This is a genomic window from Nonomuraea sp. NPDC050451 (assembly GCF_044458585.1).
In genome coordinates, this window is sequence record NZ_JBITHZ010000002.1 from 1,103,050 (window position 1) to 1,114,886 (window position 11,837).

At 70.1% G+C, this 11,837-nt stretch carries 9 protein-coding genes and 2 rRNA genes; all 11 read right to left on the bottom strand.

Annotated features, from left to right (window positions below; all coding sequences use genetic code 11):
- Nucleotides 1-1,167, bottom strand: a complete 1,167-nt coding sequence (gene rodA, locus ACIBI9_RS11140; RefSeq protein WP_397221800.1) for a rod shape-determining protein RodA — start codon at nucleotides 1,165-1,167, stop codon at nucleotides 1-3.
- Between the two features lie 694 nt (nucleotides 1,168-1,861).
- Nucleotides 1,862-3,907, bottom strand: coding sequence for a penicillin-binding protein 2 (mrdA, locus tag ACIBI9_RS11145; RefSeq protein WP_397221801.1), 2,046 nt, complete (start codon nucleotides 3,905-3,907; stop codon nucleotides 1,862-1,864).
- On the bottom strand, nucleotides 3,904-4,368 hold the full coding sequence (mreD, locus tag ACIBI9_RS11150) for a rod shape-determining protein MreD (RefSeq protein ID WP_397221802.1): 465 nt from the start codon (nucleotides 4,366-4,368) through the stop codon (nucleotides 3,904-3,906). Before mreD ends, mrdA begins: the two co-directional genes overlap by 4 nt.
- Before the next feature lie 1,072 nt (nucleotides 4,369-5,440).
- Nucleotides 5,441-6,334, bottom strand: a complete 894-nt coding sequence (gene mreC / locus ACIBI9_RS11155; RefSeq protein WP_397221803.1) for a rod shape-determining protein MreC — start codon at nucleotides 6,332-6,334, stop codon at nucleotides 5,441-5,443.
- Complete coding sequence (locus ACIBI9_RS11160; RefSeq protein ID WP_397221804.1) at nucleotides 6,334-7,365, bottom strand: rod shape-determining protein; 1,032 nt, start codon at nucleotides 7,363-7,365, stop codon at nucleotides 6,334-6,336. The genes mreC and ACIBI9_RS11160 overlap by 1 nt, the downstream gene beginning before the upstream one ends.
- 381 nt (nucleotides 7,366-7,746) lie before the next feature.
- Nucleotides 7,747-8,157 carry a nucleoside-diphosphate kinase gene (ndk, locus tag ACIBI9_RS11165; RefSeq protein ID WP_138720277.1) on the bottom strand — a complete coding sequence of 137 codons (411 nt, stop codon included), beginning with the start codon at nucleotides 8,155-8,157 and terminating at the stop codon, nucleotides 7,747-7,749.
- Between the two features lie 154 nt (nucleotides 8,158-8,311).
- The gene (locus tag ACIBI9_RS11170) at nucleotides 8,312-9,775 is read right to left on the bottom strand and encodes a hypothetical protein (RefSeq protein WP_397221805.1); all 1,464 of its coding nucleotides are present in this window, start codon (nucleotides 9,773-9,775) and stop codon (nucleotides 8,312-8,314) included.
- A 9-nt stretch (nucleotides 9,776-9,784) separates the two neighbouring features.
- On the bottom strand, nucleotides 9,785-10,102 hold the full coding sequence (locus ACIBI9_RS11175) for a DUF4233 domain-containing protein (protein ID WP_397221806.1): 318 nt from the start codon (nucleotides 10,100-10,102) through the stop codon (nucleotides 9,785-9,787).
- 20 nt (nucleotides 10,103-10,122) lie between these two features.
- A complete protein-coding gene (locus tag ACIBI9_RS11180) occupies nucleotides 10,123-11,415 on the bottom strand; it encodes a bifunctional folylpolyglutamate synthase/dihydrofolate synthase (RefSeq protein WP_397221846.1) in 1,293 nt (430 codons plus the stop codon).
- A 143-nt stretch (nucleotides 11,416-11,558) separates the two neighbouring features.
- Nucleotides 11,559-11,675 (bottom strand): 5S ribosomal RNA (rrf, locus tag ACIBI9_RS11185).
- Nucleotides 11,676-11,747: 72 nt separating this feature from the next.
- Nucleotides 11,748-11,837, bottom strand: a 23S ribosomal RNA gene (locus ACIBI9_RS11190); the annotation flags it as partial.

The window sequence follows — 11,837 nt, forward strand, 5'->3', positions numbered from 1 at the left end:
CTAATTAAACGACTGTCTTCGCACCCTGATGGCCTGGAGAAGCCCAATCGCAATGAGATTCGCGAATGTGGCCGTACCGCCGTACGACACGAACGGCAGCGGCAGCCCCGTGATCGGCATGATCCCGATCGTCATGCCCACATTGATGAACGTCTGGAACGCGAACCAGCACACGATCGTGCCCGCGACCAGCGTCCCGAACCTGTCGTCGCACTGCCTGGCGATCTTCAGCCCGCGCAGCAGCACCACCCCGAGCAGCAGCACCACCGTGACCGATCCGAGGAACCCGAACTCCTCCCCCGCCACCGTGAAGATGAAGTCGGTGTGCTGCTCCGGCACGAACCGCCCGGTCGTCTGCCCGCCGCCCAGTAGCCCCTTCCCCAGGAGCTGCCCGGAGCCGATCGCGATCATCGACTGGGTGCTGTTGTAGCCCACCCCGCGCGGATCGACGCTCGGATCGACGAACGCCGTAAAGCGTGCCACCTGGTACGGCTCGAGCAGCTGGAAGTAGAACACCGCGAACACCCCACCGGCCGCCACCAGCGTCAGCGCCGCGATCCACCGCTTGCGCACCCCCGCGATGATCAGCCCGGCGGCCGTGATCACCGCCAGCACCAGCGCCGTCCCGAGGTCCGGCTGGAGCATCACCAGCCCCATCGTGACCCCCGAGGCGAGGAGCGCCAGCCAGATGTCCAGCCCGCGCGGCCGATCGCTGCCCTCGGCCGGCTGGGCCAGCAGCATCGCGATGATCAGCAGCAGCCCGACCTTGGCGAACTCCGACGGCTGCACCGCGAACCCGCCGCCGAGCAGGATCCACGAGTGCGACCCGTTGATCGTCGCGCCCAGCGGCGTGATGACCAGCCCCAGCCCTATCAGCGACACCAGGAACACCAGCGGCGCGTATGCCCGCATGGCGCGATGGTCGACCGTCGCCACGATCGCGCACAGGATGATCCCGATCATCTCGTTGAAAATGTGCTTCTTCACCAGCCCCGTCGCACCCGGGGCCCAGGTCCTGGTGGACGACCAGACGAGCAGCGTGCCGATCACGCACAGCCCGGCCACCGCGACCAGCATCAGGCCGTCCAGCCTGCGTACCGTCGAGTTCTCACCGGCGACTCGGCGGAACAACGACGGCCGCCGCACGGCCACCGCTCGATCGATCACCTCCGCACCTCCATCCCAGCGACCACCCACCCGACCACGCAACCGATCACCCACCCGGCCACACAGCCGACCACCCACCCAACCCCCGCCCCACCAACCCCCCGCCCAACCCCACCCCGGCCCCCACCGGTCCCGGACCAACCCCTACGGCGACCCCCCACCGCCAACCAACGCCTCCGCCCGCCGCCCACCACAGACCCGCCCCCGCGACCACCGCTCACCACCGGCCAGCTCCCACGATCGCCGCCCACCATCGGCCGGCCTCCACGCGCCCCTCTCAGCACCGACCGACTCCCACGACCACCGGCCACCACCGACCAGCCCCCGCGACCGCCACCCACCACCGGTCGGCCTCCACGAGTACCGCTCGCCACCGGCTGACCACCGACTACGAGGCGGCCCTCACGACCACCGCCGACGCCCCTCACCACGGGGCGACCCTCACGACCGCCTGCCCCCCGGCCGTCCCCGCGCGCGGCGGCCCATCCACCGCCGCCCAAGGCGCCGCCCGCCAGACCACGCGAAAGGACGATCGACGGCGAGCCCTGCTCAAGCCGGGCCAGCCTCCCGCCCTCAACGTGCACGACCTGCGCCTCACCCTCAGGACGACCCCTACGAGGGCCGGCAGCATCCCGCCCACCCGCACAGGCACCAGCCGCCCGACCGCCCGCACCCGGCTCCGGGCTCTGGGCGCTCATCCTCCGGCCACCGTTCCGTCAGGCGAGAAGCGGGGCAATCTCGTCGTGAGCTTCCCACCGGGCACGGCGGGCGGCCGCTTGATGCCGTAGATCCCTTCGTAGATCTCCCGCACGGCAGGCGCCGCCGTCTGCGCGCCCATGCCACCCTGCGAGACCATGACCACGACCACGTACTGCGGATTCTTCGTAGGCGCGAATGACGCGAACCACGAGGTGTCCTGCTTGCCCCAGACCTCCGCGGTGCCGGTCTTGCCGCCGATGCGCACCTTGTCCATCGGGAACCCGGCAAAAGCTCCCGCCGCGGTGCCGTCCGAGGGGACCTGGCTCAGCGCGTTCTTGATGTAGAGCCGTTCCTTCTCGCTGATCGGCAGCTTGCCCACCACCGGCACCGGGATGGTCCTGACCACCGTGCCGTCGGGCCGCACCTGCGCCCACCCGATGCGCGGGCTGCGCACCTTCCCGTCGCTCACCAGCGCCATGTACGCCCGTGCGAGCTGCATCGGCGTCACCAGCACGTCGCCCTGGCCGATGGAGAAGTTGGCCGAGTCGCCCGGCCGTAGCAGGAACCCCTCGGTGCAGTTCTCCAGCGCGAGCCGTTTGAGGAAGTCGGCCCGCGCCCGATCCTTGACCTCCGGATATCCCTTGCGCGACCGCTCGCAGCTCACGGCGTTGGTGCGGTTCCACAGGTCCTTCTTCCACGCCCGGTCGGGGATGCGCCCGGAGGACTCGCCCGGCAGGTCCACCCCGGTCGGACTGCCGAACCCGAACGCCCTGGCCGTGTTGGCGAAGATCTCCTTGGTCGCCTTCTTCGGGTTTCGCCCGCCGTCCTTCAGGTACTGCTCGTACGCGGCCTTGTAGAAGATCGTGTCGCATGACTTGACCAGCGCGGTGTGCAGGGTGAGCGAGCCGAGCGAAATGCCGCGGAAGTTGCTGAAGGCCCGGTCGCCGACCATGTAGGAGCCGGGGCATCCGTACGTGCCGTTCAGCGGGTATCCGGACCGCAGCATCGCCGACACCGACGAGATCTTGAACGTCGAACCCGGCGCGAACTGGCCGTTGATCGCCCGGGACACGAGCGGCTTGCCGGATTTCTCCGACAGCAACCACTGGTATCCGCGCGTCGAGATCCCGCCCGCCCAGATCGCCGGGTCGTACCCCGGAGCGCTGGCCAGCGCCACCACCCGTCCCGTACGCGCGTCGAGCACCACCCCCGCGCCGCCGTCGGCCGCCGGCGCGGACTTCATCGCCTTCGCCAGCGCCCTCTCCACCACGGCCTGCACCCGCGAGTCGATGCTGGTCACCAGGTGGTCGCCGGGAGTCGGCGTGATCTGCTCCTCGACCCCGAGCGCCTTGCCCATCCTGTCGACCTGTACCCTGCGCAGCCCCGACTTGCCCCGCAACGCCTCGTCGTAGACGTACTCGAGCCCGTCACGCCCCGCCAGGTCCACCCCGGAGAAGCTGGCCTTCAGCCCTTCGCGCTTCTCCAGCTCCGCCTCGGTGACCGGCTGCAGGTAGCCGAGCATCTGCGCCCCGTCGCGCCCGCCGGGGTACTGCCTGACGGAGTGGATCTCCGCCGTCACCCCGGGAAACTCCTCCTGGCGCTCGAGGATCTGCAGCGCCTCCCGAGTGTCCACCTTCTCGTCGAGCGGAACCGGCTGGTACGGCGACCCCGTCCAGCAGGGCTTGGAGACTCCCGGCCCGCACGGCGTGATGCGCTGCTGCAGATCGGCGACCGGCCGGCCGAGCACCGCCGACAGCTTGCTCAGCACCTTGAGCCCGCCGTCCTTCATCCTGGTCAGGCTGGTCCGGTCCACGGACACGACCAACGCGGTCTTGTTGCGTACCAACGGCCGCCCGTGCGAGTCGAGGATCTGACCGCGCACGGCGGGCACGATCACGGCCCGTGTCCTGGTCTCCGTCGCCCGCGTCACGAACTCGTTCCCGCGCACCACCTGCACCTGCCACAGGCGCACGGCCAGCACGACGAGCAGCGTCACGACGAGCACCTGAACCACCAGCAGCCTGGCCCGCATCCGCATCATGTCGAGAACCTCGCCTCCCTGCCGCGTGTGGTCAGCCAGATCACGATGGGGGACACGACCAGCGTGTAGACGATGGTGACGGGCACCTGCTCGGTCAGCGTGGAGATCGTCACCCGAGGATCGGCGATCAGCCCGCTCACGACCGCAGCCAGCAACGGCGCCATCAGCACGCACAACACCACGGTCGTGACCGGCCCGCCCGCGCCACGCCCGGCCACGTAACCGACGAGCGCCAGCACGAACGCGTACTGCCCCACGAGGTGCGCAGTCGGCGGCATGACATCGACGAGCAGCCCGGCACTGAACCCGAGCACCGCCCCGGACGACGCGCCCCGCCCCAACGCCGCCCCGATGACAGCCAGCAGCACCAGGTCGGGCGAGCCCCCGGCCGGTAGAGGAAAACGGTTGACCAACATGACCTGCGCCAGCAAGGCCAACAACACGGACAACCCGCCGATCACCGCGCCCCCTCCCGGGAATCCCTCACAATCCGCCCCGCCCCGCACGCCCGCCCCACACCCGACTTGCCGGACGGAACCCGGCCAAGTCGGTCAACCCGTTCCAGCGGACCACGCCACCAACGATCCAACCGACCAGCCACCGACACCCACCGGCGATCCGGCCCACCAGCAGCGGAGCCCCACCCGCGATCCGGCCTGGCCGCCAGTGCCCACCCGCAACCGCCCGCCACTCGAACTCTCGCCGGCGACCGCAGCACACACGAGCCCGACCCCCACCGGCGATCCGGCCCGGCCGCCGCCGACGCCGGCCAGCGGTCTGGACCGGCCGCCACCGGCGCCCACCCCCGACCGCCCCCCGCCGCTCGACCCCCCGCAGACAACCACAGCTCGCGGGACCCCGACGTCCACCGGCGATCCAGCCCTGCCGCCGCCGACGCCCGCCGGGCACCGCCCGCCGCTCGATCCCTCGTCGGCGACCGCAGCACACGCGAGCCCGACGCCCAAGCCGTTGTCCTCGTCGGCTGCCACGCCGGAGCCGAAGCCGTGCTTCCGCGAGACGCCCGAGGGCCGACCCATCCCGACGGCCTCCGTACCGTCCACGCCCAGCCCTCGTCAGACGCCGCCACAAGTGCTCTCAGAGACGCGCGGCGCCGACGCTTGATGGAACGCTCCAGACGGCCCTTGCCGCCCTGACACGCGCCCACACGCCCGCCAGCACCCCACCGCACGTCCGCACGCCCACCAGCGTCCCACCGCGCACCCAGGCACCCGCCCGCACTGGACCGTATGTCCAGACGCCCACCAGCGCTCCGCACGCCCAGATACCCGCCGGCACTGCACCGCCAGTCCAGACACCCACCGGCACCCCACATGCCCAGACACCTGCCAGCACTGCACCGCACGCCTAGGCACCCGCCATTACCCCACACGGCCAGATACCCGCCAGCGCCGCACCTCGCCGCCTGACGGCCGGCACCGCACCCCATGGCCAGACGGGCATCGCCGTTTCCGCGAGCGTCCGGATCACCGTGCCCATTGGTCGGCAGGCGCAGCGGAACCGCCCGCCGCCCGATCATCGCGATACCTCCGCGGCAGGCAGGGCCTTGGCGGGCAGCACCGCGTCACGCGGATCCCGCTTGGGCGCCTCCACCACCACACCGACCACGTCCAGCGCGGACAGATCCGCATATGGGCGGGCGTACGCGATGCGGGTCAGCTCCCCCGGCGTCGACTCCACCCGCTCGATCACCCCGATGGGCACCCCGGGCACGTACGGGCTGCCGTTCTGCGAACCGAAGCTGACGATCCGCGCGCCGCTGGTCAGCGGGGCCGTGGAGTCGAGGAGCCGGAACTGGACGAGCCGCCCGTTCTCCCCCACCCCATGGACCACACCGATCTCCTTGCCCCCTTCCAGCCGCGCCCCGACGGCCGAGGCCGGGTCGCTGAGGAGCACGACGGTCGAGCTGTGCGGGGCGGCGTTGACGACGCGCCCGACCAGACCTTCGCCGCTGAGCACGGTCATCTCCGTACGGATGCCGTCACTCGTGCCCGCGTCGATCTGGACGGCGTCCTCGAAGCCCGGCAGCCCGCGCCGGGCGACCACGTTGGCCGGGACCACCTTGTATCCGCCCGCCCCCGACAGGCCGAGCAGTTGCTTGAGCTCCTTGGAGCGGGTCGCGTCGAGCTTGCTGGCGACCAGGCCGGCCCGCAGCTGGGCGTTCTCCGCTTTGAGCGCGTTGATGCGGTCCTGGGCGCTTGGCGCGTTCACCAGGGCGCGGACGAACCCTCCGACGGGGCGCACCAGCCCCCCGCCGAACTGTTCCGCTGTGCCGAACACATAAGCCGCAGCCGTCCGCAGCGGCCGCAGCGGTGAGCTGTCGCCAGTGCGATGGTCGACGGTCAGGATGATCAGGGCCGCCGTCAGCAGCCCGCCCAGGATCAGCCGCGCATGGCGAGAATCTCTCATCAGTGCCGCGACTCCGGCACCAGGACCTGCTGGAGCGCCTCGAACTCCTCGGCGCACTTGCCGGAGCCGATGGCGACCGAGTCGAGGGCGTTTTCGACCAGGTGCACGGGCATGCCCGTCTCGGCCTTGACGCGCTCGTCCAGCCCCTTGAGCAGGGCGCCCCCGCCGGTGAGCGCGATGCCGCGGTCCATGATGTCGCCGGACAGCTCGGGCGGGCACTTGTCGAGCGTGGTCTTGACCGCGTCGACGATGGCGTTGACCGGCTCCTCGATGGCCTTCCTGACCTCTTCGCTCGACACGACGATCGTCTTGGGCAGCCCGCTGACCAGGTCGCGCCCGCGGATCTCCGCGTGCGACTCCTCCCCGGTCGGGCCGGCCGAGCCGATCGCGATCTTGATCTCCTCGGCGGTGCGCTCGCCGAGCATCATCGAGTGTTCCTTCTTGGCGAACGCGATCACCGCCTGGTCGAGCTCGTCGCCGCCGATCCTGATCGACTGGCTGGTGACCACGCCGCCCATCGAGATGATCGCCACCTCGGTGGTGCCCCCGCCGATGTCGACCACCATGTTTCCGGTCGGCTCGTGCACCGGGAGCCCGGCCCCGATGGCGGCGGCCATGGGCTCCTCGACGATGTAGACCTTCCTGGCGCCGGCCTGGTATCCGGCTTCCTTCACCGCGCGCTGCTCCACGCTGGTGATGCCGCTCGGTACGGCGATGATGATGCGCGGCTTGGCGAGATGCCGACGTCGGTGCACCCTCTGGATGAAATATCGCAACATCCGCTCAGTCACATCGAAGTCGGCGATCACGCCGTCTTTGAGCGGGCGGACGGCGACGATGTTGCCAGGCGTACGACCGATCATCCGCTTGGCCTCGATGCCGACGGCCACGATCTTGCCCGTGGCGGTGTTGATCGCTACGACTGAGGGCTCGTTGAGCACGATGCCTCGGCCGCGCACGTAGACCAGCGTGTTGGCGGTGCCCAGGTCGACCGCCATGTCACGGCCGAGAAACGCGAGCTTGCTGCCCATGGCGAACGGAGCCCTCCGTAACGTCGTTCGCGAATGATTACGGATCGAATTCGAATCGTAACGTGACGTACCCACCGATGGGCGCAATGAGCCCTCGCGCCCCACAAAAATCTCCAGCCCCTACCTCAACCGCAATTTTGCCCGGATTGCACCACAACACCCGATCGCTTGCTGGAACGATCCAAAACGCCCATCCGCCCAGGACCTCACGTATCGACCTTGCCAACCGTACGCGGAAGCCCCGACAAAATCCCGCCCCAGCCTCGCCCACGAAATCGGCCCCGCACACCAAGACCCCGCCACCCTACGGCAGGCGCCCGACAAAAACGTGCGCCCGCGCAGCGACAGGCTGCGCGGGCGCCCTTTAGCGAACGGAATCGCCTAGAAACGGTCAGGGAAGAAGATCTTGATCTCCCTGGCGGCGGACTCGGGCGAGTCGGAGCCGTGGACGACGTTTTCGCCGATCTCGAGAGCGTGGTCGCCGCGGATCGTGCCGGGGGCCGACTTGACCGGGTCGGTGGCGCCGGCCAGCGCGCGGAACGCCTCGACGGCGCGCGGGCCCTCGAGGACCATGGCGACGAGCGGCCCGGACGTGATGAACTCGACGAGCTCACCGAAGAACGGCCGCTCGGAGTGCTCGGCGTAGTGGGACTTGGCCGTGTCGGCGTCGAGGGTGCGCAGGTCCATCGCCACGACCTTGAGGCCCTTGCGCTCCACACGGGCGATCACGTCACCGATGAGGCCGCGCTTAACCCCGTCGGGCTTGATCAGGACAAGAGTGCGCTCGGACACTTGGAGTTCTCCTTCGAACAGAGTGAGGATCGCGATCACGGGCGCCCGGCCCGGCCGCGGGATGCTTCGCGGGGGACGGGCCCACGCGTCGCCGTGGCTTGGGCCTCAGCTTACCGTCCCGCGCCCCCACCCTCGTTTTCCTACGGGAACGGCGTCATGGAGAGGCGGTGTCCTCGGGCGATTGGCCCTGCGGCGGCACGGCGGGCACCGAACCGGCCGATTCTTCCTCGGCCTCCGCCTTGTCGGCGCCCTCCGCGGGCCTGGCGGCACCCCGCCGGGCCATCACGGTGGAGAGCACGATGACCAGCACGACGAGGAAGCCGCCGATCAGGGCCCACGAGTGCAGCGCGCCGACGAAGCTGTCGACCAGCTCCTGGGCCGACGAAACCCCGTCCAGCATCGCCATCTGCACGCCCGTACCGAGCAGGAACCCCGCCAGCACCCCCGCGACGCACAGCGAGAGCCCGAAGACGGCCGTCCCGATCCCCACCTCCTGCAGCGCCGACGTCAACGCCACCGCCGCCCCGACGGCGAGCAGCGTGAACGGCACCGCCAGCACCAACCCGTCGGCCGACGGAACGACGAGCCGTACGGAGCACAGCCCCACGACCATCGCGAGCAGCCCCAGAGGCGTCAGCCACCGTCCGGAACCCCGCGCGAACCGCCGCACCGCCGCGGAGGCGCCGACGGCGAGCAGCCCGGCCACCGCGTACGGCACCCAGAGCCCTCTCAGCCCAGGCCCGCCGAGCCCGCCCATCTCCACCAGCGTGACCTGGGCCGCGCTGGGCAGCAGCACCACGCCGACCGCCACCATGGAGTACGCCAGCGTACGGCTCTCCGCGGCCCCTATCGTGGCCAGCCCCAGAAGCCCGGCCACGGCCACCACCGCCAGCACGATCACCGGAATGGCCCGCCATCCCTCGGTCGCGGTGCTGATCGCCACGACCGCGATGCCCGCCGCCGGCACGGCGGCCAGCAGCAGCCGGCTCCGCTCCCCGTCATTGAGCATCGGCGCGGCGGGCCGCCCGAGCAGGATCCAGATGACGAGGTACGCACCCGCCAAGGCCAGCGCGATCCCCGTCAGCATCGGGTACGGCTGCAGCGTGACCCGCCAGCTGCTCGCCTTGTCGAGCGGCCACAGCGCCAGCGCCTCGGCCGCGAGCAGGCTCAGGCTGAACACGCCCACCCACAGCGCCCGCAGCACCAGCACGCGGTCCCACACGGCCGCCAGCGTGGCGGGCACGACCAGGCCCGCGCCGACACCGCGCAGCACCCGCACCACTCCGGCCAGGAGCTCGGAGCCCGCGTACCCGCCGGCGACGTCGGACAGCGCCACCAGCGCCAGCCCCGCCAGCACCACGTGAACCACCTGCACGCGCCGCAGCACCACCGCCGCCAGCGGCACGGTCAGCATCAGCGCGGGCAGGGCGAGCCCGTGCGTGCGCATCAGCCCGACCTGGTCGATGTCGCCGGGCAGCAGCTTGGCGACGACGGAGAGCGTGTTGGGAACGGTGACGATCGCCAGCGGCAACGCGGCAACGACGAGCAGCCCGAGCGTCACGTCGAGCAGCCATGGGACCCGAGGCCCGGCCGACCGCTGAATCGGGGGGACGGTCATGCGCCGACTTTAGCGGGAAGTAGCGCCCTCAACACGGCGAGCGACGATAATCGCCGTGATCCACAGCGCCGCGAAGATCGCGCCGAGGAAGAACATCATCGGCACGAGGAAGCCCGTGCCGATCGCCAGCACCTGTACGAGGCTGCCCAGGACGTAGCCGACAGGCCGCTTGAGCAGGCCCGCGGCCACCACGCACAGCACGGCCAGCCCGATGCCGGCGGTCACCGCGAGCGCGGGTGCCACCCCGCCCACGGTGATCGCCACGGGCGTGATCAGCCCCGCCACGATGGCCTCCATGCCGAGCACGCTGGCGCCCAGCCTGCGCATACCCGGAGTCACCTGGAAATTCATCGCGAACCATCCGCCTTGAGCAGCTGCCGCGCGTCGCCCGCCGTCACAACGGATCCGGTGATGAACACGCCCATGCCGCTGAACTCGCCCGCGGCGTCGGCAACGCCGATGGCCTGGTCGATGGCGTCGTCGAGCCGGTCGACCACATGTACGCGCTCCTCGCCGAACAGCGGCTCGGCCAGGGACGCGAGCTCCTCCGGCGACATGGACCTGGGCGAGGAGTTACGGGTGACGATGATCTCGTCGAGCATCGGTTCGAGCAGCTCGAGCAGCGCGTCGACGTCCTTGTCCCGCATGACCGCGACGACCCCGACGACCTTCGCGAAGTCGAACGCCTCGTGCAGCCCCTCCAGGGTCGCCTGCATGCCGCCCGGGTTGTGGGCCGCGTCGATCACGACTGTCGGCGTCCTCCGCACGACCTCCATCCGTCCCGGCGAGGCGGCCTGGGCGAACGCCTGCCGTACGAGATCGGCGTCGAGCGGGTCGTCACCGCCGGTCAGCGCCTCGACGGCGGCCAGCGCGCAGGCCGCGTTGCTCGCCTGGTGCGCGCCGTAGAGCGGCAGGTAGACCTCGTCGTAGACGCCCTTGAGGCCGCGCAGGGTGAGCAGCTGCCCGCCGATGGCCACCTCCCGGTTGAGCACGCCGAACTCGAGCCCTTCACGGGCCACGACGGCGCCGACCTCGGCGGCCCGCCGCATGAGCACCTCGGCCGCGGCCAGCTCCTGCTGGGCGAGCACGGTGGTGGTGCCGGGCTTGATGATGCCCGCCTTCTCGCCGGCGATGCTGGGAATGTCGGGGCCCAGACGGTCGGTGTGATCGAGCGAGATGGGCGTGATGACGGACACGATGCCGTCGGCCACGTTCGTCGCGTCCCAGGACCCGCCCATGCCGGCCTCGATGACGGCGACGTCGACCGGGGTGTCCGCGAAGGCGGCGAACGCCATGGCGGTCAGCAGCTCGAAGAACTGGATGCGCCGCCCCTGAGTGTCTGTCAGCTCGACATACGGGATGATCTCCTCGTAGACCTCCGCGAACCGCTCTTCGCTCAGCTGCTCGCCGTCCACGGTGATCCGTTCGCGCACCGACACCAGATGAGGGCTGGTGAACCGCCCCACCCTGAGATTGCGCTCCTTGAGCAGGGCCTCGGCGAGCCGGGCCGTGCTCGTCTTTCCGTTGGTGCCCGCGATGTGTATGACCGGGTACGCCCTTTGCGGCGAGCCGAGCACATCGAGAAGGGCCGCGATCCTGTCGAGCGTCGGCTCGAAATCCCACTCGACGCCGCGCTCCATGATCGCGCGTTCAACCGCACGATAATCCACACCTCAACCCTACTGACCGCCGGAAGCGGTCCCGACTGGGGGCCGTGACGACGTGGACGCGCACAAAAAAAAGGGGGTCCGACGCCCAAGGCGTCGAACCCCCTCCAAAGATTGTCCGGCGGCGACCTACTCTCCCACACCCTCCCGAGTGCAGTACCATCGGCGCAGAGAAGCTTAACTTCCGGGTTCGGAATGTAACCGGGTGTTTCCTTCCCGCCATAACCGCCGTAACCCTGCGAAACAGCTGCTTGCTGTCTCAGAATCACATAATGGACGCGAGCAACGACTAGAAAGTCTGCTTTGTGGTCAAGTCCTCGGCCTATTAGTACCGGTCAGCTCCACACGTTACCGCGCTTCCACCTCCGGCCTATCAACCCGGTCGTCTACCGGGA

Coding starts and splice junctions, on each gene's coding strand:
- mrdA (WP_397221801.1), bottom strand. CDS start 3,907: ATGATGCGGATGCGGGCCAGGCTGCTGGTGGTTCAGGTGCTCGTCGTG.
- mreC (WP_397221803.1), bottom strand. CDS start 6,334: ATGAGAGATTCTCGCCATGCGCGGCTGATCCTGGGCGGGCTGCTGACG.
- ACIBI9_RS11160 (WP_397221804.1), bottom strand. CDS start 7,365: ATGGGCAGCAAGCTCGCGTTTCTCGGCCGTGACATGGCGGTCGACCTG.
- ACIBI9_RS11170 (WP_397221805.1), bottom strand. CDS start 9,775: ATGACCGTCCCCCCGATTCAGCGGTCGGCCGGGCCTCGGGTCCCATGG.
- ACIBI9_RS11175 (WP_397221806.1), bottom strand. CDS start 10,102: ATGCGCAGGCTGGGCGCCAGCGTGCTCGGCATGGAGGCCATCGTGGCG.
- ACIBI9_RS11180 (WP_397221846.1), bottom strand. CDS start 11,415: ATGGAGCGCGGCGTCGAGTGGGATTTCGAGCCGACGCTCGACAGGATC.